Source organism: Sedimenticola selenatireducens (assembly GCF_007625115.1).
Classification (GTDB): domain Bacteria; phylum Pseudomonadota; class Gammaproteobacteria; order Chromatiales; family Chromatiaceae; genus Sedimenticola; species Sedimenticola selenatireducens_A.
Map to the genome: position 1 here is coordinate 52,526 of NZ_VMNH01000034.1, position 23,442 is coordinate 75,967.

23 protein-coding genes are annotated in these 23,442 nt (G+C 49.7%); 20 read left to right on the forward strand and 3 right to left on the reverse strand.

Annotated features, from left to right (window positions below):
- The first annotated feature begins 27 nt into the window (after positions 1–27).
- The 4 genes from tgt (at position 28) to secF (ending at position 4,545) form a co-directional block, all read left to right on the forward strand.
- Positions 28–1,122, forward strand: coding sequence for a tRNA guanosine(34) transglycosylase Tgt (gene tgt / locus FHP88_RS18625; protein ID WP_144360658.1), 1,095 nt, complete (start codon positions 28–30; stop codon positions 1,120–1,122).
- Positions 1,123–1,308: 186 nt separating this feature from the next.
- The gene (gene yajC / locus FHP88_RS18630; protein ID WP_144360659.1) at positions 1,309–1,641 is read left to right on the forward strand and encodes a preprotein translocase subunit YajC; all 333 of its coding nucleotides are present in this window, start codon (positions 1,309–1,311) and stop codon (positions 1,639–1,641) included.
- Positions 1,642–1,739: 98 nt separating this feature from the next.
- Positions 1,740–3,593, forward strand: a complete 1,854-nt coding sequence (gene secD / locus FHP88_RS18635; protein WP_144360660.1) for a protein translocase subunit SecD — start codon at positions 1,740–1,742, stop codon at positions 3,591–3,593.
- Between the two features lie 13 nt (positions 3,594–3,606).
- Positions 3,607–4,545, forward strand: a complete 939-nt coding sequence (gene secF, locus FHP88_RS18640; RefSeq protein ID WP_144360661.1) for a protein translocase subunit SecF — start codon at positions 3,607–3,609, stop codon at positions 4,543–4,545.
- A 75-nt stretch (positions 4,546–4,620) separates the two neighbouring features.
- Here secF and FHP88_RS18645 read toward each other — a convergent pair whose 3' ends face one another.
- A complete protein-coding gene (locus FHP88_RS18645) occupies positions 4,621–4,866 on the reverse strand; it encodes an integration host factor subunit beta (protein ID WP_144360662.1) in 246 nt (81 codons plus the stop codon).
- A gap of 170 nt (positions 4,867–5,036) precedes the next feature.
- On the reverse strand, positions 5,037–5,834 hold the full coding sequence (locus FHP88_RS18650) for an inositol monophosphatase family protein (protein ID WP_144360681.1): 798 nt from the start codon (positions 5,832–5,834) through the stop codon (positions 5,037–5,039).
- A 125-nt stretch (positions 5,835–5,959) separates the two neighbouring features.
- Between FHP88_RS18650 and trmJ the strand changes: the two genes are divergently transcribed.
- The 12 genes from trmJ to FHP88_RS18710 all read left to right on the forward strand — a co-directional run bounded on the left by trmJ (position 5,960) and on the right by FHP88_RS18710 (position 17,384).
- Positions 5,960–6,688 (forward strand): tRNA (cytosine(32)/uridine(32)-2'-O)-methyltransferase TrmJ, encoded by a 729-nt coding sequence (gene trmJ / locus FHP88_RS18655; protein WP_144360663.1) that lies wholly within the window; start codon positions 5,960–5,962, stop codon positions 6,686–6,688.
- A 138-nt stretch (positions 6,689–6,826) separates the two neighbouring features.
- The gene (gene cysE, locus FHP88_RS18660) at positions 6,827–7,654 is read left to right on the forward strand and encodes a serine O-acetyltransferase (protein ID WP_144360664.1); all 828 of its coding nucleotides are present in this window, start codon (positions 6,827–6,829) and stop codon (positions 7,652–7,654) included.
- A gap of 60 nt (positions 7,655–7,714) precedes the next feature.
- Positions 7,715–8,230, forward strand: a complete 516-nt coding sequence (gene iscR / locus FHP88_RS18665) for a Fe-S cluster assembly transcriptional regulator IscR (protein WP_144360665.1) — start codon at positions 7,715–7,717, stop codon at positions 8,228–8,230.
- 31 nt (positions 8,231–8,261) lie between these two features.
- Positions 8,262–9,476 carry an IscS subfamily cysteine desulfurase gene (locus tag FHP88_RS18670; protein WP_144360666.1) on the forward strand — a complete coding sequence of 405 codons (1,215 nt, stop codon included), beginning with the start codon at positions 8,262–8,264 and terminating at the stop codon, positions 9,474–9,476.
- 96 nt (positions 9,477–9,572) lie between these two features.
- Positions 9,573–9,959, forward strand: coding sequence for a Fe-S cluster assembly scaffold IscU (gene iscU, locus FHP88_RS18675; protein ID WP_144360667.1), 387 nt, complete (start codon positions 9,573–9,575; stop codon positions 9,957–9,959).
- Positions 9,960–10,030: 71 nt separating this feature from the next.
- A complete protein-coding gene (gene iscA, locus FHP88_RS18680) occupies positions 10,031–10,354 on the forward strand; it encodes an iron-sulfur cluster assembly protein IscA (RefSeq protein WP_144360668.1) in 324 nt (107 codons plus the stop codon).
- Positions 10,355–10,403: 49 nt separating this feature from the next.
- Positions 10,404–10,949, forward strand: coding sequence for a Fe-S protein assembly co-chaperone HscB (hscB, locus tag FHP88_RS18685; protein ID WP_144360669.1), 546 nt, complete (start codon positions 10,404–10,406; stop codon positions 10,947–10,949).
- Positions 10,950–10,972: 23 nt separating this feature from the next.
- A complete protein-coding gene (hscA, locus tag FHP88_RS18690; RefSeq protein WP_144360670.1) occupies positions 10,973–12,844 on the forward strand; it encodes a Fe-S protein assembly chaperone HscA in 1,872 nt (623 codons plus the stop codon).
- Between the two features lie 21 nt (positions 12,845–12,865).
- Positions 12,866–13,204 (forward strand): ISC system 2Fe-2S type ferredoxin, encoded by a 339-nt coding sequence (gene fdx / locus FHP88_RS18695; RefSeq protein WP_144360671.1) that lies wholly within the window; start codon positions 12,866–12,868, stop codon positions 13,202–13,204.
- 15 nt (positions 13,205–13,219) lie between these two features.
- Positions 13,220–13,420 (forward strand): Fe-S cluster assembly protein IscX, encoded by a 201-nt coding sequence (gene iscX / locus FHP88_RS18700; protein ID WP_144360672.1) that lies wholly within the window; start codon positions 13,220–13,222, stop codon positions 13,418–13,420.
- Positions 13,421–13,751: 331 nt separating this feature from the next.
- Positions 13,752–16,031 (forward strand): hybrid sensor histidine kinase/response regulator, encoded by a 2,280-nt coding sequence (locus tag FHP88_RS18705; RefSeq protein WP_144360673.1) that lies wholly within the window; start codon positions 13,752–13,754, stop codon positions 16,029–16,031.
- A 114-nt stretch (positions 16,032–16,145) separates the two neighbouring features.
- Positions 16,146–17,384, forward strand: coding sequence for a DUF1015 domain-containing protein (locus tag FHP88_RS18710; RefSeq protein WP_144360674.1), 1,239 nt, complete (start codon positions 16,146–16,148; stop codon positions 17,382–17,384).
- Between the two features lie 84 nt (positions 17,385–17,468).
- Here the strand turns inward: FHP88_RS18710 and FHP88_RS18715 are convergent, their stop codons facing one another.
- Positions 17,469–17,810 carry a hypothetical protein gene (locus tag FHP88_RS18715; RefSeq protein ID WP_144360675.1) on the reverse strand — a complete coding sequence of 114 codons (342 nt, stop codon included), beginning with the start codon at positions 17,808–17,810 and terminating at the stop codon, positions 17,469–17,471.
- A 137-nt stretch (positions 17,811–17,947) separates the two neighbouring features.
- On the opposite strand from FHP88_RS18715, the gene FHP88_RS18720 reads away from it, so the two are divergent.
- From FHP88_RS18720 to FHP88_RS18735, 4 genes are all read left to right on the forward strand, one after another.
- Positions 17,948–20,122, forward strand: a complete 2,175-nt coding sequence (locus FHP88_RS18720) for a type I secretion system permease/ATPase (RefSeq protein WP_144360676.1) — start codon at positions 17,948–17,950, stop codon at positions 20,120–20,122.
- Positions 20,123–20,164: 42 nt separating this feature from the next.
- Positions 20,165–21,547, forward strand: coding sequence for an HlyD family type I secretion periplasmic adaptor subunit (locus FHP88_RS18725; RefSeq protein WP_260843375.1), 1,383 nt, complete (start codon positions 20,165–20,167; stop codon positions 21,545–21,547).
- Positions 21,548–21,605: 58 nt separating this feature from the next.
- Positions 21,606–22,193, forward strand: coding sequence for a response regulator transcription factor (locus FHP88_RS19425; RefSeq protein WP_260843376.1), 588 nt, complete (start codon positions 21,606–21,608; stop codon positions 22,191–22,193).
- 236 nt (positions 22,194–22,429) lie between these two features.
- A partial coding sequence (locus FHP88_RS18735) for a retention module-containing protein (protein WP_144360677.1) occupies positions 22,430–23,442 on the forward strand: 1,013 nt, incomplete at its 3' end.

The window sequence follows — 23,442 nt, forward strand, 5'->3', positions numbered from 1 at the left end:
TAAAAATCATTTATGTTGATATAAATCATGTTATTTGACGTTGAAAAAATTGATGGTGCCGCTCGACGGGGGCAACTGACCTTTGCCCGGGGAACGATCCAGACGCCTGCATTTATGCCGGTCGGTACCTACGGTACGGTGAAGGCTATGACGCCTGAAGAGTTGGAGGCGAGTGGGGCGGAGATCATTCTTGGTAACACCTTTCATCTAATGCTGAGGCCTGGAACCGAGATCATCGCTGCACATGGTGACCTGCATGATTTTACTCACTGGCAGCGCCCCATATTGACCGATTCTGGTGGTTTTCAGGTCTTTAGCTTGGGTGCAATGCGCAAGATTACAGAGGCGGGTGTGCATTTTCGCTCTCCTATTGATGGCAGCAAGATTTTCATGGGGCCGGAAGAATCCATGGAGGTACAGCGCAAGCTCGGTTCGGATATCGTCATGATCTTTGATGAGTGCACCCCTTATCCGGCCACAGAGACAGAGGCCCGTGTCTCGATGGAACTCTCGCTCAGATGGGCAGAACGGAGCAAGCTGGCCCACGCAGACAATCCCTCCGCACTGTTTGGTATTGTCCAAGGCGGGGTATATGAGTCGCTGCGCGGCCGTTCTCTGGAGGGATTGATTGAGATTGGCTTTGATGGCTACGCCGTTGGGGGCCTCTCAGTGGGTGAACCACCCGAAGACCGTTGGCGCGTTCTGGACTACCTGGCTTCTCGATTGCCAGTCGATAAACCCCATTATTTGATGGGCGTTGGGACGCCGGAAGATATTGTCGAAGCGGTACGCCGCGGTATCGATATGTTCGACTGTGTCATGCCGACTCGCAATGCGCGCAATGGCCATCTGTTTACCCATGAGGGGGTGGTGCGTATCCGCAATGCCGTTCATGCCAATGATACGGGTCCGCTGGATCCTCATTGTGATTGCTATACCTGTCAGAATTACAGCCGGAGCTATCTGCGACATTTGTCGCGGTGTAATGAGATTCTTGGGGCGCGGCTGAATACAATTCATAACTTGCACTACTATCAAACCCTGATGCGCAATATCCGACAGGCGATCTCGGAGCAGCGATTTGATGTATTTGCCCGGGATTTTTATGCCTTACGCGCCTGACAGGGGTTGAATGATCTGTCGCTTGCCCCTATTTGGGTGTGAGGGCCACGAATTGTCTATATGATTGAGCGTCTTAAATTCTTTAATCTCGACAACTGTGGCATAATGCGCCGCTTGTGATTCTTGCGCGGTGTGGTCCGTGCCGAATCAGTTCATATTGACCACTTGACTTAAGGTAAAAGCACCATGAGTTTCTTTATTTCAGATGCCATGGCTCAGGCCGCTGGCGGCGGTTCTGGGGCACCCGGATTAGAGGGCCTGATCTTGCCGATTGGCCTGATTATCATGCTCTATTTCTTGATGATTCGTCCTCAGATGAAACGCCAAAAAGAACACCGTAAGCTGGTTGAAACCCTGGCTAAAGGCGATGAGGTACAGACTGAAGGTGGCTTGATGGGCAAGATTTCAGACCTGGGTGAGAACTTTGCCAAGGTAGAGATCGCGGAAGGGGTCGAGGTGAAAATCCGTCGTCAGGCGATTTCAGCGATCATGCCCAAGGGTACGCTGAAAGAGCTTTAATCACGAGTCAGTCCTTTGGGGCTGACTTTTTATTTACAGGAGGTTGGGCCAGGGATTACTGGTCCGCCTGCTAAGAGCTTCCACAATAACTGATAACGATGAACCGATATCCCCTCTGGAAGAACGTCCTTGTAGTGATGCTGGCACTGTTTGGACTGATCTATGCCATGCCCAATATCTTTGATCAGGATCCTTCACTGGAAATCAGTGGCAGCCGTCGTGCTGCTGTCGATGCACAGACCGAACAGACTATTCGTAGTGCCCTTACGGGTGCCAATATCGAGATCAAGTCAACCAAGACTGGCGAGAATAAACTGCTGGTCCGTTTTCAGGACTCTGAAAGTCAGTTGCGTGCCAAGGAGCTGCTTGAGACTACCTTGGGCGGTGATTACACCCAGGCACTAACGCTCTCTACAGATGTTCCCGCGTGGCTACAGACGGTGGGCGCTTTGCCTATGTACCTGGGTCTGGATCTTCGCGGGGGTATTCATGTCTTGATTGATGTGGATATGGATGCCGCCTTGGGTCAGGCAATGGAGCGCTATGTCGAAGATATTCGCACCGAGCTAAGAGACAAAAAACTGCGCGCCTCCAGGCCCTCTATCGATGGTGAGCTGATTGTCATCAAATTTAACGAGTCGGATGTTCGTGATCAGGCTGTAGAGGTGATTGGTGACCAGTTTCGTGATCTGATTCTTGAGTCCAGGGACAGTGATGGAGATTATCTGGTTGAGGCCAAGCTCAGCCCAACTGAACAGCGATCCGTCAAAAAGTTCGCGCTCGACCAGAACATCACCACTCTGCGTAACCGCGTGAACGCCCTCGGTGTTTCGGAGCCGGTCATTCAGCAGCAGGGTGATCGCCGTATCGTAGTGCAACTGCCCGGTGCACAGGATCCGTCCAAGCTTAAAGAGCTTCTAGGCGCAACGGCTACCCTCGAATATCGCTTGGAAGATACGGAACACAGTGTTGAAGATGCCGTTGCGGGTAAAGTTCCTCCAGGATCAAAACTTTATAAAACCCGTGATGGTCGGCCCATTCTATTGAAGAAGCGGGTGATCGTAACCGGAAATCAGATCACCGATGCGTCTTCTGGATTTGATCAACGCAGTGGTGGCCCCATGGTTTCTGTCAGCCTTGACAGCCAGGGTGCTCGCCGGATGCGTAATGTCACGACCGAAAATGTCAACAAGCCGATGGCGGTGGTCTTTATTGAGACCCGTAAAGACACCCGTATTGTGGACGGTGAACCTGTGACCCGAAAGGTTCAAGTGGAGGAGGTGATCAGTGTTGCCAATATCCTGGAACCCTTCGGGCGTCGCTTCCAAACAACGGGGCTTGATAGTCCTGGTGAAGCGCATGATCTAGCGCTGCTATTAAGGGCGGGTGCACTAGCGGCACCAATCGATATCGTTGAAGAGCGGACCATTGGCCCAAGCCTCGGACAAGATAATATCGATCAGGGTTTTGCTTCGGTAGTGATAGGCCTTGCTTTGGTCATGGTGTTCATGGCGATCTACTACAAAGTATTTGGACTGGTCGCCAATCTGGCCTTGATGATGAACCTGGTGTTCATCGTAGCGATCCTCTCCATGTTGCAAGCGACCCTTACACTCCCAGGTATAGCGGGTATCGTCTTGACGGTGGGTATGGCGGTGGATGCCAATGTACTGATCTTCGAACGTATTCGTGAGGAAATTGGTGTGGGAAGTACGCCGCAAGCCAGCATCTTTGCGGGCTATGAGAAGGCGTTTTCAACCATCGTGGATGCCAATATCACCACGCTGATTGCAGCGGTGGTGTTGTTCAGTTTTGGTACGGGGCCGATTAAAGGATTTGCCGTAACACTGTTTGTAGGCATTCTGACCTCAATGTTTACAGCGATTGTCGGCACCCGTGCCGTAGTCAATCTGATCTATGGCGGCAAGCGCGTCGCCAAACTGAGTATCTAGTAGAGCAACGCCGATGCAGATCTTTAAAAAGAACACTCATATCGACTTTATGGGCAAGCGTAAGCTGGCCATGTACTTCTCTATTGCCATGATGGTCATTGCATTGGGTTCAGTCCTGTCGAGGGGGCTTAGCCTGGGTATCGATTTCACGGGCGGCACACTGATCGAAGTCGGCTATCAAGAGGCCGTAGAACTTTCTAAGGTGAGAGAGGTGCTCCAGTCTGGTGGCTTTGAAGATGTTACGGCGCAGCACTTTGGTACCTCCAAAGATGTCCTTGTAAGGCTGGCACCGGATTCCGAATTGCAAAGCGCTGAACTGAGTGACCGCGCTTTTATGGCGCTCAAGCAAGCGGATGCCGGTGAAGCTACCCTGCGACGTGTTGAGTTTGTTGGGCCGCAGGTCGGTGACGAATTGACCGAAGACGGTGGCCTGGCAATGCTCTATGCGTTGTTAGGTATCCTGGCTTATGTGGCGTTGCGATTTGAGTATCGTTTTGCACTGGGCTCAGTGATTGCCCTGATTCATGATGTGGTGATAACCATAGGCATCTTTGCTTTGTTCCAGATTGAGTTTGATCTCACCGTATTGGCGGCGATATTGGCGGTCATCGGTTACTCACTCAATGACACTATAGTGGTTTTTGACCGCATCCGTGAGAACTTCCGTAAGATGCGCAAGGGTGAGGCGGATGAGATTATTAACAGTTCTCTGAATCAGACCCTGTCGCGTACCTTGATGACCTCGCTAACCACCCTGCTAGTGCTGATTGCGCTGTTTGTATTTGGGGGTGAGATTATCCATGGATTCGCTTTTGCGCTAATCATCGGCGTGGTGGTGGGAACCTATTCATCCATCTATGTGGCCAGTACGGCGGTATTGATGCTCGGCATCAGTAAGGCTGATCTGATGCCGGTTGTAAAAGAGGGTGGAGAGGTCGACGCAGAACCCTGATTAATACATAAATAAAAAAAGCGCGGCGATAATTAATCGCTGCGCTTTTTTTTGCCTGAAAAATAATCGTGGTTATCATCCGTAGGCGCGCTTCAGGCCGGGGAATTCGAGGATTTCCGCATTTTGTTGTTCAGATTTTTGCGCCCTGTTTTCTTCGCAAGTTACTTGATCTTGTCGAATCTCCAGTATCTCAACGTCATTGCAATGTGCCGTGAAAGAGGACTCAAGTGAGAGTTCAAAAAGGCCATCAAGCACATCACGCATGATCATCTCAAGCGCTCGATCGCTGACTGTATTGGTCGTGTCCGGCTTGTCCTTCATGATGCCCAAGTCTCCAGTAGATCCAAGGAGGATCACTCCTCACTGATATAAACCGGTTAGCGGTATCGATCAGAGAAACTTGAGTGACTTGTTGGGATATGTGAACAGATAGTCGGTTCGTGAAACCCCACGTGACTAATGTCAGGTGGAGTAAGGTTTGCTTCTATCTATCAGGCCCGAATGCGATCAGTCAGGTGTGGGCGAATGACGGATGACATGGCCGAGTGAAGTCTCAAGCCACCGGCAATCAGATTGCCTGTTTCCAGGAAACGACCGCCACCACCGATATCCGATACGGTTCCCCCGGCTTCTTTGACAAGCAGAGCACCCGCTGCAAAATCCCATTCAGAAAGGCCTAACTCCCAGAAGCCGTCCAGGCGACCTGCGGCGACATAGGCCAAGTCCAGTGCGGCAGATCCAGGACGACGTATCCCGGCGGTGTCTTTAATCAGGTCTCTGAACATACCCAGATAGGCATCCAGATTAGATTGGTCGCGGTAGGGAAAGCCTGTTCCAAGGAGTGCACCTTGCAGGGTTTTTCTGTTGGTCACGCGGATTCTGCGATCATTTAACAGCGCACCATCACCACGAGTGGCAGTAAACATCTCGTCACGCAGCGGGTCGTAGACCAGGCCCTGTTCCAGGACGCCTTTGTGTTTCAATGCAATCGAGATAGAAAACTGCGGGAATCCATGTAAATAGTTGGTCGTGCCATCGAGCGGATCGATAATCCACTGGTAATCGTTACCGCTTTTGCTGCCACTCTCCTCAGCCAAAATGGCGTGATTGGGGTAGGCGCCACGCAGGGTATCGATAATGGCTTGCTCGGAGGCCCTGTCAACCTCGGATACGAAGTCATTAATACTCTTCTGAGTGATCGTCAGAGTATCGGTTCGCTCGTAATAACGGAGTAGTATGCTGCCGGCGCTACGGGCTGCGCGGACGGCAATATTCATCATCGGGTGCATGGGCGTGGAAGATACATGAACCGAAGCCTGTAATAAAGGGAAAAAGCTGTTGAAGGGCAACATTTTTAGCTTCTATGCGTTATCCCGGCTGAGAAATCGGCCGGATTGTTGTACGCTTCGTCGCTATGCTGAAAAACATCAAAATTGTTCTGATCGAAACGACTCATCCTGGCAACATCGGGGCCGCCGCCCGGGCCATGAAAAATATGGCACTGGAGAATTTGTGTCTGGTTTCTCCTAAGGTTTATCCGAGTGCTGAGGCTACGGCCAGGGCTGCGGGGGCTGACAGTATCCTGGAGAGTTGCCAGGTGTATGACACGCTTGATGAAGCGCTTCAGGGGTGCCGCCTGGTTGTGGGTGCTAGCGCCCGCTTGCGTACCGTCGATTGGCCTCAAGTTCGCCCCAGAGAGTGTGCCGAAAAAGTGTGGAGCGAGGCTGCGCAGGGTGAGGTGGCGATCCTGTTTGGTCGGGAAAGCTCCGGTTTGCGCAACAGCGAACTGGATCGATGTCAGTATCTGGTGCATATTCCGGCGAATCCTGAATACAGTTCTTTGAATATTGCCCAGGCACTTCAGGTAATTGCCTACGAGGTGCATCTGCAGTCACTTACTCAAGAGTCAGTGGCTTCTGCAGCGGCGAGCGAGGTAGCGTCTGCAGGCGCTATGGAAGGTTTTTTTCAGCATCTGCAGCAGACCATGGAAGAGACGGGTTTTAGCCATCCGCAGCAGTCTGAAAAGCTCCAGCGCCGTTTGCGACGGCTCTTTTTTCGCGCCCGTCCTGATCCGGAAGAACTCAATATCCTGCGCGGAATCCTCAGTGCCGCTCAAGGCCGTAAGTCAATGCGGCGTGAATAGGCGCGGCTCTTTTTTTGCATCGATATAAGCATGTGAGAGACATTTAGCCTGGGTGCTGGCCAGTTAGGAAAATAATCGAGTAGAATAGTCGGGATTAAGAATAGCCTGCGCTGTGCTGGTTTAAACGGAACCCTCTGCATGTTCTCTCGACTCAAAGAAGATATCGCCAGTGTTTTTGATCGCGATCCTGCGGCTCGAAATGCCTTCGATGTGATCACTACTTACCCTGGGTTGCATGCCCTACTGATTCATCGTCTAACTCACTGGCTTTGGAATATAGGTCTCTGCTGGTTAGCACGGATACTCTCCACGTTTGCCCGTTGGATTACCGGTATCGAAATACACCCCGGGGCCACAATTGGTCGGCGTTTCTTTATCGATCACGGCATGGGTGTGGTGATCGGTGAGACTGCCGTGATTGGGGATGATTGCACGCTTTACCATGGTGTGACACTGGGTGGTACCAGCTGGAAGAAGGGTAAACGACACCCCACGCTGGGAAATAATGTTGTTGTAGGGGCGGGTGCTAAGGTGTTGGGTCCTATTGATATTGGTGAGGGGGCTCGTATTGGCTCCAATGCAGTTGTGTTAAAACCTGTCCCGCCAGGTACTACCGTGGTTGGGGTTCCTGGGCGTCTTATTGAAACCGTAGCGGCAGAAACGGATTCCCGTCGTTCAGAAATGGCCGAAAAAATGGGTTTTGATGCCTACGGTGCTACCAGTGACGCACCTGACCCGGTGGCACATGCCATCAATTGTATGCTCGACCATATCCATGTGATGGATCAGCGCATGCAGGCAATGTGTCAAATACTCAAGCGAGTCAATGAGGAGAATCCCGACCTGGATATTCCGGAGATAGATTCGTGTGAAATTGCCTCAACAGCTGAAGAACTACTTAAAATACAAAGGGTTGGAAGGTCTCAGGCAAACCCTCAGTCCACACAAGATACCCCGCCTAAATAGTTGACTGAATCAGTCAGGTATTATATATTAGCGACATCAAATATTTAAGGAGTGTCTGCTGTGAGGTTAACCACCAAAGGACGATATGCTGTCACCGCGATGTTGGATCTGGCATTCCACCAGGGCCAGGGCCCCATCACTCTGGCGGATATTGCTGAGCGGCAGGGTATCTCCCTCTCTTATCTGGAACAACTTTTTTCCCGTCTACGCAAGAAACTTCTGGTGGCCAGCGTTAGAGGGCCGGGTGGTGGTTATGTGTTGGGTAAAGAGGCCAATCAGATTTATGTTGCTTCCGTTATCACTGCTGTGGATGAAAAGGTGGATACCACGCGCTGCGGAGGTAGTCACAACTGTCAGGACAACGAGCGCTGTCTGACCCATGATCTCTGGCATGACTTGAGCGATCAGATTTATGACTACCTTAACCGTATCAGTTTGCATGATTTGATGGAGCGTCGAGGCGCAAAGAAGGTTGCGCAGCGACAAGATGAAGAAAAACGACGTGTTGCCGGTGAGACTGCGGCTTCAGCAGATGTGAACTTTAGCGTGACGACGAGTACAGGCATACAAGCCTGATAGCGTTGATTACTTAATATTCGGAGTGATAATGAAATTACCCATCTATATGGATTATTCGGCAACCACCCCAGTTGATCCGCGTGTTGCTGAATTGATGTGCCAGTATCTGACACCAGATGGCAAGTTCGGCAACCCTGCCTCTCGTTCACATCAGTTTGGTTGGGATGCGGATGATGCGGTTGAAAAGGCACGTAGGGATGTTGCGGCACTGTTGAATGCCGATCCAAAAGAGATTGTCTGGACATCCGGAGCTACCGAATCAGATAACCTGGCGATTAAGGGTGCGGCCCATTTCTATCAGAGACAAGGTAAGCACATTATCACCTGTAAGACTGAGCACAAAGCGGTTCTTGATACCTGTCGTCAGTTGGAACGAGAGGGTTTTGAAGTGACCTACCTCGATCCAGAATCTAACGGCATGATTGCTCTGGGTAAGCTTGAGGCGGCCATGCGGGATGACACCATCCTGGTATCGATCATGCACGTCAATAATGAGATTGGTGTGGTGCAGGATATCAGTGCGATTGGCGAGCTCACCCGGGCACGCAAGATTCTCTTCCATGTGGACGCGGCGCAAAGTGCCGGTAAAGTTCCGCTGGATATGGAACGCCAGAAGGTGGACCTGTTATCACTCTCTGCCCACAAGATTTATGGCCCCAAAGGTATTGGCGCTCTCTATGTCAGGCGTAAGCCGCGCGTGCGCCTGGAGGCGCAGATGCATGGCGGCGGACATGAACGCGGTATGCGTTCCGGCACTCTGGCAACGCATCAGATTGTAGGCATGGGTGAGGCCTTCAGAATAGCCAAAGAGGAGATGGCGCAGGAGAACGAGCGGTTTATTAAGCTGCGTGACCGACTCTGGAATGGTTTGAAAGATATGGATGAGGTCTATCTGAATGGTGACCTCGAACAGCGTGTGGCTGGAAATCTGAATGTCAGCTTTGCCTATGTTGAAGGTGAGTCTCTGATCATGGCGCTGAAAGACTTTGCGGTCTCTTCGGGTTCAGCCTGCACCTCAGCCAGTCTTGAGCCCAGTTATGTGTTACGTGCGATAGGTCGGGAGGATGAGCTGGCGCACAGCTCAATTCGATTCACTATTGGCCGCTTTACAACGGAGGAGGAGATCGATTACGTGATCAATACCATCAGTAATCAAGTGAATCGATTGCGTGAACTCTCGCCTCTGTGGGATATGTTTAAGGATGGGGTTGACCTGAAATCAGTGCAATGGGCAGCGCACTGAGCGACTGTTTTTTCGAATGCAGTAAAGGCTTAACCGTTAGCAGTTTTTAAAGTACCGGCCTTACTTGGCCAGTACCGAATCCGGAGAGAATTGATCATGGCATACAGCGACAAGGTCTTAGACCACTATGAGAACCCACGCAATGTTGGGAGTATGGATAAGGAAGCCAAAAATGTTGGCACCGGCATGGTGGGCGCACCAGCCTGTGGTGATGTCATGCGCTTGCAGATTCAGGTGAATGATCAGGGTGTGATTGAAGATGCCAAATTCAAGACCTATGGCTGTGGGTCGGCTATCGCCTCAAGCAGTTTGTTGACTGAATGGGTCAAGGGTAAGACCCTGGAAGAGGCCCAGCAGATCAAGAATACCCAGATTGCTGAAGAGTTGGCTCTGCCTCCGGTAAAAGTGCATTGCTCAGTACTTGCCGAAGATGCAATCAAAGCCGCCGTACAGGATTACGCGGCAAAGAATGCAAAAAGCTAGTGGTTAAGGCATTATATTGCCTCTATAGAAGTGTGGATCGGGGGCTAGATTAAACCCCGGAGTGAGACGATATGACGATTACCATTACCGAAGCGGCGGCTAACCATGTCCGTAATTTTCTGCAAAACAGGGGCTCAGGCCTGGGCATAAGACTAGGTGTTCGTACTTCTGGTTGCTCAGGTATGGCTTATGTACTTGAATTTGCAGATGAAAGTGAAGAAGATGATCAGATCTTTGAGCAACATGGGGTTAAAGTCCTGGTTGATCCCAAGAGCTTGCTCTATCTCGACGGGACCGAACTGGACTACACGCGCGAAGGTTTGAATGAGGGCTTTAAATTTAACAACCCCAACGTGAAGGATGCGTGTGGTTGTGGTGAAAGCTTTAACGTTTAAACTCAGTGCTTCTGACGCTAAATACCCAATAACTACTTGATGTATAACGATGCTGGATTTCTCAAAGAACTACTTTGAGTTGTTTGGGCTGCCGGTAGAGTATGTCGTAGATGCAGAACAGCTCGCAGCGCACTACCGTGAGCTGCAGAAGAGCGTGCATCCAGACCGGTTTGCTAATGCAACTGAACAGGAACGCCGCCTATCCATGCAGGGAGCGGTTCGAATCAATGAAGCCCATGAGACGCTTAAAGATCCCATACTGCGTGCACGCTATCTCCTGGAATTAAATGGCATTGAAATCGATAATCAGATAGAAACTACGCATGATGCGGTTTTTCTGATGGAGCAACTGGAATTACGGGAAGCGCTTGAGGCGTCTCGGCAGCAACCTGACCCCTATGCGGTAATAGCTGATTTTTTACTGGAAGTAAATCGACGTATTAATGCGCTGATTGGTCAGATGGCCCTTCAGTTTGAATCGGCAACACCTGAACAATTGGCTGCAGCAAGGGAAAATCTTCTCAAGATGCAATTCCTGAAAAAGCTGCGCTATGATGCGGAATCCCTCGAAGCCGAGCTGGATGATGCCCTTTAATTAATCAGCAGACTGTCCTGAATATGGCGTTACTACAACTTTCTGAACCTGGGCAATCCACGGCACCTCACCAGCACAAGCTGGCGGTTGGTATTGATCTAGGAACTACTAACTCGCTGGTTGCGTCGGTGCGCAGTGGCAAGGCAGAGACACTCCCTGATAACGAAGGTGAACACCTACTACCCTCCGTTGTTCGCTACACCACTGATGGCATTGTGGTGGGTAAGGCTGCCAAGGCAATGGCTGCTACGGACCCGCTCAATACAATAATCTCGGCGAAGCGACTGATTGGGCGAGGTCTGTCTGATATTAAATCACTCGGCAGTCGACTGCCCTATGAGTTTCAGGATGCTCAGGCGGCTGTTCCTCGCATAATCACTGTTCGTGGCCCCGTCAGCTCAGTTGAGGTCTCTTCAGAAATTCTCAAGACCTTGGTAAAGCGTGCAGCGGATTCTCTGGGTGGTGATTTAGAAGGTATTGTAATTACCGTGCCGGCTTATTTCGATGATGCACAGCGACAAGCCACCAAAGATGCGGCGACCATTGCGGGATTGAAGGTATTAAGGTTGCTTAACGAGCCTACCGCAGCCGCTGTCGCGTACGGTCTGGATTCTGGATCGGATGGCATACACGCTATCTATGATCTGGGGGGTGGTACATTTGATATTTCTATTCTGCGACTGAATAGGGGCGTTTTTGAAGTCCTTGCAACGGGAGGGGACTCCGCGTTGGGTGGTGATGATCTGGATCACGTCGTTGCAGAGTGGATTATGCAACAGGCCGGGATCGAACAGGATGCCGACCATGCTATGTTGCGTCAACTGATGCAGATTGCCTGCAAGGCGAAAGAGTCACTCACCGAACAGGATCATGTGGTGATTGAGGTCTCACTGGCCGATGGGGCGGTCTGGACCGGTGATCTCAGTCGTGAACAGTTCAATATATTGGTAGATCCTCTGATACGAAAGACCCTTGCACCCTGCCGCCGTGCCTTACGTGATGCAGGCTTGAGTGCGGAAGAGATAGAAGATGTGGTGATGGTGGGTGGATCGACCCGCGTACCAAGAGTACGGGAACTGGTCGGCGAGTTTTTCCGCACTGAGCCACTGGTCAGTATTGATCCGGATCGTGTGGTTGCCATAGGCGCAGCGATTCAGGCCGATATCCTGGTGGGCAATAAGCCCGATAGTGATATGCTGCTGCTGGATGTTAATCCGCTGTCGCTTGGGCTTGAGACCATGGGTGGCTTGGTGGAAAAAATTATCCCACGCAATACCACCATCCCGGTTGCTCGGGCACAGGAGTTTACCACCTTTAAGGATGGGCAAACGGCTATGGCAGTCCATGTGCTGCAGGGTGAGCGGGAGTTGGTGAGCGATAATCGTTCGCTGGCCCGATTTGAACTGCGCGGATTTCCGCCAATGGTGGCTGGGGCCGCACGTATTCGTGTGACCTTTTCTGTTGATGCCGATGGTCTGTTGAGTGTAGAGGCTGAAGAGCAGAGCAGTGGTGTTAAGGCCAGTGTTGAGGTGAAGCCTTCTTATGGCCTGACGGATGGTGAGATCGAGTCCATGTTGAAGGAGTCGTTTGAGCATGCCCAGGAAGATATGGAAGCACGAAAACTTCGCGAACAGCAGGTCGAAGCGGAACGCGTGATTGAGGCGTTGACGGCTGCACTTGCCGATGATGGCGAGGAGTTACTGGATGAGGATGAACGCAGTCGTGTTGAATCCGCATTGCACGATCTTCAGGCGATCATCAGCAGTGGTACTTTCGCTGAAATCAAGGCTGCCGTTGAATCACTTGAAAAGCGTTGCGAGTTCTATGTGGAACGTCGTATGAATGTCAGTGTACGCAAGGCCATGTCCGGCCACAGCGTCAACGATTTTGAATAAAAGCAGAGGCCTTAAATTCACATGACTCAACTAATTTTTCTACCCCATGAAGAGATCTGCCCGGAAGGCGCAGTGATTGATGTGGATCCCGGCGAAACCATCTGCGATGCGGCAAATAAAAACGGTATTGATATAGAGCATGCCTGCGAAAAATCCTGTGCCTGCACCACCTGCCATGTGATTATCCGTGAGGGTTTTGATTCTCTTGGTGAGGCCGACGAAGTAGAGGAAGACCTGCTGGACAAGGCATGGGGGCTTGAGCCGGAGTCGCGTCTGAGCTGTCAGGCGGTTGTCGGTGACAAAGATCTGGTCATTGAGATACCTAAATACACCATCAATATGGTTTCAGAAAATCACTAACAGGAGGCCTTCGAGATGGGATTGAAATGGACAGATTCACTGGATATTGCCATTGAGCTTGATGAGGCCTATCCGGAAATTGATCCAAAATATGTAAATTTTGTTGATCTGCACAACTGGGTGAGATCGTTGCCTGATTTCGATGATGATCCGGAACATACGGGTGAGCGGATTCTGGAAGCCATACAGATGGCCTGGATTGGCGAGCGGGAGTAACTCGGGTTGCCGCATAATTTAACAATATAGCGTGGAATGATCATCTTTCGATAATCGCCGCTTTTCTCCAGGATTGTCTGGGTAAGAAAATAGTCGGAATAAATCACCTGTTCTGGTATGTTTCACATCTGGGTCCAAGATATGAAACTGAGACTGTGAGTTATCAAAGAAAACACGCAATAGAAGCCTCCCTAATAGACGTTCACTCACAGTGTCTATACCAAAGCCTGCCTCTTTTTCTGTACCTTTTTTACCGCATTTCATTCACGACTGATCCGTTTTATTTATTCACCAAATGCATTAAATCTGCAGGTGGATTTGGACGTTCGTGATGAATCTTACACTTCGCATTACCGCTATTTTGTTTACTGTACTGACGATAGTACTGTTGGTATTTGGTTGGGTATCTGTAAAACAGGAGCGGCAGGTCTTGGAGCAGTTGCTAGACAGGCAGGGCCACTCCATCGCAAGCACGGTATCCATGTTTAGTGTCAATGCGCTTTTAGAAGAAAATTACTCCCTTCTGAATACTGTCCTGACATCCATTGGAAAAGGCAACGAGAACATTCTGTCTATCAAGGTGCGGCGCAATGGTGAAATAGTCGCGTCTTATCAGAGTGGGTTGCCTATTGGCGGTAGGTCATTCCAATCGAACATCATGCACAACACTGAGGATGGCACCCTGGTTAGCAAGGAGGGAGAAGTTGATCTTCAGTTGTCAGAAGATGAAAATCATCGTTTGATTGAGGAGAGTATTCGGGGGATATGGGCCTTTGTCCTGACCTTGTTTGCAATCCTGGCAGTTTCACTCAGTTTGATTTTACGTCGTACGATATTTTCACGCTTGGAAGAGGTGTCTCGATTTGCTGAATCTATCACACCTTATCAGGCCCTCTCATTTTTCAATTCGAGAGAGACGCACTCCCGGAATGATTCCTTTAACCAGCAACCTAAAATTGATGTAATTGATCGGCTCAAGCAGAATCTTGAGGTGATGCATGATGCGGTCACTGAGAAAGAGATTTTGCTGCGTCAGTATAATAAGGGGCTTGAGCGAGAAGTGGCTGACAGAACGGCTGATTTGAGACTTGCTAAGGAGAAGGCCGAATCATCTGATCAGGCCAAGAGCCGCTTTCTTGCAAGTATGAGTCATGAGATCAGAACGCCACTGAACGGTATTGCTGGCTACACCCAGTTACTAAAAAAAACCCCCCTTGATTCTGAGCAGCAGCAATATCTTACAGCGGTTAGCTATTCACAGAACGCGCTACAGAAAGTGGTCGATGATATTCTGCACTATTCGGCGAATGCATCGGGCCAGGTGACCTGCAGCCAAATAGCCTTTGATCTGAATACATTGCTGGAGGAGTTGGTTGAAAGGATGTCCCCCAAGGCCAGAGCGAAAGGTTTAACCCTCTGTCTGGGTGTGCATAGTAATATAGCAACAAAGGTGGAGGGTGATCCTAAGAAATTGGCTCAGGTGCTGACAAAATTGATCGAGAATGCGATTAAGTTCACCGATCATGGGTACGTTTCAATCTGGGTAGAGCCTGTTCAACATACTGGAAAGGGTTTGCTGTTTCTGGTTGAAGACAGCGGCATTGGTATTACTGCTTTGAAAAAGGATGAATTGTTCAAGGCCTTTTCTCAGGCAGATTCATCAATGAGTCGTCGGTTTGGTGGCAGCGGTTTAGGCTTGGCTATCGCCAAGCAATTAGTTGACGCCATGGATGGTGAGATTGGCTACAAGAGTGTCCCCGGACATGGCTCGTCTTTCTGGATCAGGCTGGACTTAAAGCAATCTGCTACAGAAGCAGCACCGTTTGCACTAGATCAGGAGTTGATAGGCAAGGTCGTAAGCCTGGATGATGAGAGCATACTCTCTCGACGTGCCTTGCGTCACAAGTTGCTACGGTTAGGCATGCGTGTAGAGGTAGTGGAAGGCCCACTTGGTCAGCAAGTGTCTAGTGATTGCAGCGTGATCCATTTAACGAATGAGAAGGCCGTAAAAGAGGTGATAAGCAAACGGGATGGTTATAACGCTCAGCGACCGCCACTCTACCTGATCACACCTGTGTTGATGGATCGGTTCGGTTGCGACTTTCCTGCTTCCGTACATCTCTATTCTTCTCATATCTCCCTATCAAAATTACGTCTATCCTTGATAGGCCTATTAAGCGGGGCGGTGCCTTCTACCCGAGCTGATCTTGTTGTGAATACCCGGCCATCCAGACTACTAGTTGTAGATGACGACTCCGTTACTCGACTTTTCGTGGTGGCCATATTAAAGGAGCAGGGTGTTGAGGTGCTTCAGGCTGAGAATGGGGCTGAAGCTATAGATCTGGCCAGTAAGCATAGCGTTGACCTGATTCTTATGGACATCAAAATGCCTGGTATGAGTGGTCATGAGGCGGCACAGGAGATTCGTCAGATAGGTGGGTATTCCCATGTCCCTATTATTGCTATGACCTCTTATTCGAATTCACCGACGCTGGATACGCTGTTGGAGCAGTCGATGGATGACTGTCTCGCTAAACCCTTCGAGGAATCTGATTTGTTATCGATTGTAGGAAAATGGACTCGACAGGCAGGCGAGGCTCACTCGTTCTAGCGTTGTTTATTAATCGATCGATAAGCATGACTGTATGGACAGGCTCTGAACGCTTTGGAACAATGCGATCATAGGATCTATTTCCAACCATGTAGAACAGTGAAGAGGACAAATATGCCGTTGATCAGAGCATTCCCTGGATTACGACCAGCTGCTGGTCGTGCTGATGAAGTAGCCGCTCCGCCCTATGATGTGATGAATGATGCGGAGGCGAGGGAGATGGTCAAGGGAAAGCCGTGGAGTTTTCTGCATATATCACGTTCTGAAGTGGACCTCCCACCGACAATTGACCCTTATTCGTCAGTTGTTTATGCCAAGGCGGCTGAGAATCTGGCGACAATGCGACATGAGGGCGTGTTAGTCCAGGATAGTAGTGACTGCTACTACGTATACCGACTTTCAATTGGAGAACATAGTCAGTTAGGTGTCGTTGCGGCGGCATCTGTTGCGGCTTACGACTCTGATAGAATCAAGCGCCATGAGTTGACGCGGCCCACCAAGGAGCAGGACCGCGTTAATCAAATCGATGCGTTGAATGCCCAAACAGGCCCGGTCTATCTGGTTTATCCCAGTGATGAAAGAATCGATGATCTCCTCGCCGGTGTTGCTGAGGGTGAGCCCACAATTGATATCACGGCAGCAGATTCTGTTCGACACCAGATCTGGGTGTTGTCGGATAAGACGCGCATCACCGCCTTGACGATGTTATTTGATGCGCTGCCTGCACTTTATGTGGCTGATGGTCATCATCGATCAGCCGCCGCATCGCGTGTAGCGGCTGCAAGGGCAGCAGCCAATCCACATCATACGGGCGATGAACCCTACAATTATTTCCTATCCGTGATCTTTCCTCATCAGCAGACGCGCATTCTTGACTACAATCGGGTCGTGAAAGATCTCAAGGGTCTGACGTCAGATCAATTCCTGGAGACTGTCGGTGAGCGCTTCAAAGTCGAAATGACCAGCGAGCCGGTAAAGCCCTCAGAAACAGGGCAGTTTGGTATGTACCTGAATGGGTGCTGGTATCGGCTCACACTGGGTGCGAAGCAGATCCCGGTCTCAGACCCAGTGGCTAGTCTTGATGTTAGCCTCCTGGCTAATGAGTTGTTGGAGCCTATTCTCGGCATTGCCGATCAAAGAACAGATAGCCGGATAGATTTTGTCGGTGGTATCCGTGGATTAAAGGCTCTGATGGAGCGGGTAGATAGTGGAGAATGGGCGGTGGCCTTCTCACTGTTGCCTACTTCTATGGGGGCGCTGATGGCTGTTGCCGATGCGGGAAAAATCATGCCTCCGAAATCAACCTGGTTCGAACCCAAGCTGGCGGATGGTCTCGTCAGCCATTTGTTATAAAAAACACTCAATAATCCCCTCCCGATGCCGCTACCCTGTACTAAGAGCAGGGCCGTAGCGGTTATTGGAATAAGGGAGTACCCGTTAGAGGATGTTGTCATCCTCAATCAATAAGGTGTCTTCCAGTAAGAATTTTGCCCGCAGTCGCTTTCTTGCAATCAGCTTATGTTGTGCTGCTGATGGTAGATCAGTGAGTAGAATCAGGTTTTTGTTGATCATGAGATCAATGACATCTTCGACCACCCTGATCATGTCATAGTCGGTTTGTGACAGATAAGCTTTGGTTTCAGTGTCATCGAATTGACCAGAGCTGAGGAATGCTAAGACATCCTCGTGACTGGCAGCAATCTCTTCTTGAGCATGAGTATTAGGTTCAAAGAAGAGTGCAATAATCTGACCTTGTTCGTTACGTTGGGCAAAAGGCATAGTGTTAATTATCTATAGTTGGGAAATTAGGCGACATCCTATTTAACGGAACTTACGGCGTCCTGTAAATTGATATCCTTGATACTGAACTTAGTATAATGCGTTGGGAAAATCGATAGGAACTTAAATAAAAATTTATGAATGGATCTGTAGAAGAACAGTTGGATCAATCTTGGACCCATCCTCGTGATGGGTCTACCCATGATGATCCGCTATTGGCTTCTCTCGTTATTCTGGCCAAATTAGAAGGCCGCAGTTTCTCGGCAGAGGCCTTGAGTGCTGGATTGCCGCTCGTTGATAATCAGCTCACCCCTGAACTGTTTCCCCGTGCAGCTGCCCGGGCAGGGCTCTCTTCGCGCGTAGTGCGGAGACCCATCAAACGTATATCTGACTATGTCCTCCCTGCCGTCTTATTATTGAAGCGTCGTCAGGTCTGTATTCTGGCGTCCGTCGATCATGTGACCGGGATTGCAAAGATCATACAGCCAGAAAGCGGTCTGGGTGAGAATGAGATCCCACTTGCAACGTTAGAGGAAGAATACAGCGGTTATGCCATCTTTGTGCAGGCAGAGCATCAATTTGATGAACGTGCACCTGAGGTGATAAAACTGCGTAATCGGCACTGGTTTTGGGGGACGATATTCAGTTCATGGCGCATCTATCGAGATGTGTTGGTTGCCTCTTTTCTAATCAACTTGTTTGCCTTGGCAAGTCCGATGTTTGTTATGAACGTCTATGATCGGGTTGTGCCTAATAATGCAGTGGAGACACTTTGGGTTTTAGCAATCGGCGTATCCGTGGTCTATGCCTTTGATTTTCTCATGCGGCTGTTACGGGGCTACTTTATTGATCTTGCCGGTAAGAAGGCGGATATTCTGCTGTCTGCGCGAATCTTTGAACAAGTGATGGGGATGAAGATGAGTGCCCGGCCTCCTTCTGTCGGTGCTTTTGCTAATAATCTCCGTGAGTTTGAAAGTATTCGGGACTTTATCACCTCGGCCACCATCACCACGCTGGTCGATCTCCCTTTTATTATCTTCTTTTTATTGGTTATCTGGTTTATAGGTGGCCCGATGGTTTTGGTGCCATTGGTGATTATTCCAATAGTCTTGATTTACGGTTGGATCATTCAGACACCGCTGCGTAAAGCGGTTGAAAGCTCTTTTCGGGCTTCTGCCCAGAAAGGTGCAACCCTTATAGAGACCTTGACCGGTATCGAAACGGTCAAGCATCTAGGAGCAGAAAGTGCACTACAAAGGAAATGGGAGCAGCTTACCGCACATATTGCACATTGGGGCGTGCGTTCGCGCTTGATCTCTTCCTCCGCCGTGAATGTGGCGGTTTTCTTCCAACAGTTTTCCCAAGTCGCCGTGGTGGTGTTTGGTGTTTATCTGGTGACAAAAGGTGAGCTGAGCATGGGTGGCTTGATTGCATCCGTGATGTTGACCGGAAGAGCGCTAGGGCCTATGAGCCAATATGCCAATCTGGCGGTTCGATATTTTCAGGCTAAAACAGCCCTCAGCAGTCTTAACGGGATTATGGAGATGCCCATCGATCGCCCCGAGGGCAAATCGTTTATCAGCCGTCCCAATCTGTTGGGCGGCATAGAGTTTGACGGGGTCAGTTTTAACTATCCTGGTGAAGAGAATAAGGCATTGAACAATGTCTCGTTTGTTATTAAACCGGGCGAACGCGTCGCCATCATTGGACGCGTCGGTTCCGGAAAGACCACTATCGAAAAATTGATGCAGGGACTATTTGATCCCACAGAAGGCGCAGTACGCGTTGATGGGACCGATATGAGGCAGGTTGACCCTGCTGATCTGAGACGCAATATGGGTTATGTGCCTCAGGATGTGATGCTCTTTTTTGGTTCGGTTAAAGACAATATATTGATGGGTGCCCAACATGCTGATGATGCCGATATTCTGAATGCTGCCGATTTGTCTGGTGCTTCTGAATTTGTGAATAGGCATCCACTGGGCTTTGATCTGCCAGTGGGTGAACGGGGTGATAATCTTTCAGGCGGACAACGTCAGAGTATCGCAATTGCTCGCGCACTCGTGAATGATCCTCCTTTCCTGTTGATGGATGAACCGACTAATTCGATGGATCATACGTCGGAGGAGCGGCTTAAGAAAAACCTGACCAATTATGTCAAAAACAAAACACTGGTATTGGTTACGCACAGGGCTTCCCTGTTGGAGCTGGTCGATCGGTTGATCGTGATGGACTCTGGTCGCGTAATGGCAGATGGTCCAAAAGATCAAGTGCTTCAATCGCTCCGCGATGGCTCGTTGCGAGGCGGTTGAGGATGCACACTGTGGAACCACTTATTAGAGACATCTCAGCTTATGTCTGAAGAGAAAAAAGATAACGTGCTAACTAAACCAGCAGAGCATCGCGCTACTTCGCAAAAGGCCATACAGACCAGTGATTTGGAATATATGACCGATGTTGCAGCTGCTCAGCTCATCAAAACACCTAAAGGTGGAAGACTCATTCTGTGGATGGCGGTTCTGTTTGTTAGCGCTGCGTTGGTGTGGGCGAACTGGGCCAAGCTGGATGAGGTAACAACGGGGATAGGCCAGGTTATCCCTTCCAGTCAAATTCAGGTGGTGCAAAATCTGGAAGGGGGTATCGTAGGGGCGCTATTGGTATCAGAGGGGGAGACGGTAGAGAAAGATCAGGTGTTGCTACAGATTGATGATACCCGCTTCTCGGCCTCGTTGCGTGAAACTCGCCTTCAATATCTCTCATTAAAGGCCAAGGCCGCGCGACTCCAGGCAGAATCAGAGCTGAGTGAATATATCCCTCCGCAGGAAGTATTGGAAGAACGCCCGAATTTTATCGACTTAGAGAAAAGTCTCTACCAGGCAAAACGATCTGAGCTTGATAATAATCGCAAGATTTTAGAAGAACAGACTGCGCAGCGTAAGCAGGAGCTTCAAGAACTGAACGCTAGGCAAAATCAGCTTCGCCGAAGCCTAAGTCTGGTCGAGCGTGAGTTGTCCATGACCCAGCCACTGGTAAAGGCGGGCGCTATCTCAGAGGTTGAAGTCCTCAGGTTGGAGCGTGAGGTGAATGAATTGGCTGGGCAACTCGAGTCAACAACCTTATCAATCCCTCGAATTCAATCGACACTTGATGAATCTTTAGGGAAGCTCGAAGAGCTAGATTTGCGATTCAAGAGTAAAGCTCGTGAAGAGTGGAACGCGGTTAATACAGAGCTTTCAGGCTTGGTTGCTTCCAGTGTTGCCTTGGAAGATCGGGTGAAACGAACCGCTGTTAGATCACCGGTAAAGGGTACGATCAAGCAGTTGATGGTCAATACAGTAGGGGGCGTTATTCAGCCCGGCATGGAACTCGTCAAGATAGTTCCGCTGGAAGATAACTTGCTGGTTGAAGCCAAAATACGGCCAGAAGATATTGGTTTTCTACGCCCCGGTCAGAAGACGATTGTGAAATTCACAGCCTTTGATTTCGCTATCTTTGGTGGCATGGAAGGTAAACTTGAACATATTAGTGCCGATACTATTAAAGATGATGAAGGAAACAGCTTTTATCAGGTGCGGGTTCGTACGGCTAAAAACCAACTGGGTAGCGAAACGAATCCACTAAAGATCATTCCAGGGATGCAGGCGGAAGTAGATATTTTGACTGGTAAGAAGACGGTATTGAGCTATTTGCTGAAACCCGTGCTTCGCGCCAATGAGCGCGCAATGCGTGAGCGCTGAATATATGATTCTACTGTGTAGCCAGAATAGCAAACTCAAAGAGCATTGGTTGAAAGGCTTGGCTGATGAAGATGAATCTGTTGTGTTGCTGGATAATAGTGAACAAATTCGTACTAAACTCAATGGCTCTTCTGGCGTGCTGGTTTTATTGGACCTGGATGAAGAGAGTTCTGAATCAGTTTCAATAGCGACTAACTTACTCTCATTACAACCGGCGATTAATCTCTTCGCGCTGTCATCAAAACCAAGTCTAGAGCAGGGTGTAGGGCTTGTACAAGTGGGCATAAGGGGTTACGGAAATTGCTGGATGCATCCTGAGACACTTCGTCAGTCATCGCGTCTTATCCGATCAGGTGAGGTGTGGCTGGGTCAAGAAGTTATTCAACATCTTATTAAAGGTATAGTCACAGGAAAACAAAATACCTCGGACCCTTCAGTAATATCTGATCCCAGGCTAGCCGATTTAACGGCACGAGAACTGGAGATTACAGAGAGGGTCGCTACGGGTGAAAGTAATAAACTCATTGCCTATGAGTTAGGGATTACTGAGCGAACAGTAAAGGCTCATATGAGTAACATTTTCCAGAAAACAGATGTTAAAGACCGTCTTCAGCTGGCATTGTTGGTCAATAATCAGGGACGCTAACCTTTTCGCAATTGATGGCTGATGATCGTTATTCTAGGCTCATTCCTGGCACCCCTAAATAATTTCGTAAATAGTTAATATACGGATCTTTTTTCGCTAAAGATCCTGGCTTTTTTGTCGAAACATCCTCTAGTACCAAAGTCCGATAGAAAGAACATTCTTTTTGATCCATTCTTAGCTTTATGTTGCCCGTATTGGGCATGTGGCCTGATTGACGGTTAATCCAAGAGGAAACTATGGCAGATTCAAACACCCAGAATACGAGTAGTGCTATCGGTTATGTAAAGCTGATGAGTGGACTTGTAAAAGCAGTCGATATTAATGGTGTTGAGAGAAACCTGCAGATAGGCGATACCGTATTCGCAGATGAAACCATTGTGACAGGCCCTCAGGCCGCAATCGTTATTGAGCTGAGAGATGGTAGCAACTTAAGTATGGGTGGTGAGAGTCAGGCCCTACTTGATGACGAAGTTTACGATCCCTCGGTAGCAGAAAATGTTGAAGATAACGCAAGTACAATTGATGCTATCCAGCAGGCAATTCTGGCCGGTGCCGATCCTACTAACATACTTGATGCCACGGCTGCAGGTGCGGGCGATTCAGGAGCAGGTGATGGCAATCAAGGGCAAGTGGCTGTTGAGCGGACGGGTGCAGAGACAACACCAGAGAGTGGTTTTGAAACGACGGGATTAGCATTTCAGTTTGATCAAATACTGGATGATACGGGTGCGGTTATACCAGATGCCAGTAACCCTCCGGGCGCTGGCGAAACCACCACCCTGAACATCACCGGCAGTGCCAGTGTTGTTGAAGGTGAAACCGCTACTTACACTGTCACGGTTGATAAGGCGCCCGCCTCAACCCTGACGGTCAATGTGGTCACGGGTCATATTACGACCGACAACGGTGATCTGGTACCTGTCACTACGGCAGTCACCATCGCCGCCGGTGCGACCAGTGCCACGTTCACTGTGAATACCCTGGATGATGCGTACGCGGACAGCGGTGAGCAGTTCACCGCGAGCATCGCCAGCACCTCCGGTGGTGGTTATGAGAACCTGGTTGTGGGTACCTCAAGTGTCACCACAACCATCCTGGATCAGACGGGTTCGGATAATCCTCCGGGCGCGGAAGACACCACCACCCTGAACATCACCGGTACCGCCAGTGTTGTTGAAGGCGAAACCGCTACTTACACTGTCACGGTTGATAAGGCGCCCGCCTCAACCCTGACGGTCAATGTGGTCAC

What these genes read in the sequence shown, in the direction of transcription:
- tgt (WP_144360658.1), top strand. Translation starts at nt 28, where the DNA reads ATGTTATTTGACGTTGAAAAAATTGATGGTGCCGCTCGACGGGGGCAA.
- yajC (WP_144360659.1), top strand. Translation starts at nt 1,309, where the DNA reads ATGAGTTTCTTTATTTCAGATGCCATGGCTCAGGCCGCTGGCGGCGGT.
- secD (WP_144360660.1), top strand. Translation starts at nt 1,740, where the DNA reads ATGAACCGATATCCCCTCTGGAAGAACGTCCTTGTAGTGATGCTGGCA.
- secF (WP_144360661.1), top strand. Translation starts at nt 3,607, where the DNA reads ATGCAGATCTTTAAAAAGAACACTCATATCGACTTTATGGGCAAGCGT.
- FHP88_RS18645 (WP_144360662.1), bottom strand. Translation starts at nt 4,866, where the DNA reads ATGAAGGACAAGCCGGACACGACCAATACAGTCAGCGATCGAGCGCTT.
- FHP88_RS18650 (WP_144360681.1), bottom strand. Translation starts at nt 5,834, where the DNA reads ATGCACCCGATGATGAATATTGCCGTCCGCGCAGCCCGTAGCGCCGGC.
- trmJ (WP_144360663.1), top strand. Translation starts at nt 5,960, where the DNA reads ATGCTGAAAAACATCAAAATTGTTCTGATCGAAACGACTCATCCTGGC.
- cysE (WP_144360664.1), top strand. Translation starts at nt 6,827, where the DNA reads ATGTTCTCTCGACTCAAAGAAGATATCGCCAGTGTTTTTGATCGCGAT.
- FHP88_RS18670 (WP_144360666.1), top strand. Translation starts at nt 8,262, where the DNA reads ATGAAATTACCCATCTATATGGATTATTCGGCAACCACCCCAGTTGAT.
- iscU (WP_144360667.1), top strand. Translation starts at nt 9,573, where the DNA reads ATGGCATACAGCGACAAGGTCTTAGACCACTATGAGAACCCACGCAAT.
- iscA (WP_144360668.1), top strand. Translation starts at nt 10,031, where the DNA reads ATGACGATTACCATTACCGAAGCGGCGGCTAACCATGTCCGTAATTTT.
- hscB (WP_144360669.1), top strand. Translation starts at nt 10,404, where the DNA reads ATGCTGGATTTCTCAAAGAACTACTTTGAGTTGTTTGGGCTGCCGGTA.
- hscA (WP_144360670.1), top strand. Translation starts at nt 10,973, where the DNA reads ATGGCGTTACTACAACTTTCTGAACCTGGGCAATCCACGGCACCTCAC.
- fdx (WP_144360671.1), top strand. Translation starts at nt 12,866, where the DNA reads ATGACTCAACTAATTTTTCTACCCCATGAAGAGATCTGCCCGGAAGGC.
- iscX (WP_144360672.1), top strand. Translation starts at nt 13,220, where the DNA reads ATGGGATTGAAATGGACAGATTCACTGGATATTGCCATTGAGCTTGAT.
- FHP88_RS18705 (WP_144360673.1), top strand. Translation starts at nt 13,752, where the DNA reads ATGAATCTTACACTTCGCATTACCGCTATTTTGTTTACTGTACTGACG.
- FHP88_RS18710 (WP_144360674.1), top strand. Translation starts at nt 16,146, where the DNA reads ATGCCGTTGATCAGAGCATTCCCTGGATTACGACCAGCTGCTGGTCGT.
- FHP88_RS18715 (WP_144360675.1), bottom strand. Translation starts at nt 17,810, where the DNA reads ATGCCTTTTGCCCAACGTAACGAACAAGGTCAGATTATTGCACTCTTC.
- FHP88_RS18720 (WP_144360676.1), top strand. Translation starts at nt 17,948, where the DNA reads ATGAATGGATCTGTAGAAGAACAGTTGGATCAATCTTGGACCCATCCT.
- FHP88_RS18725 (WP_260843375.1), top strand. Translation starts at nt 20,165, where the DNA reads ATGTCTGAAGAGAAAAAAGATAACGTGCTAACTAAACCAGCAGAGCAT.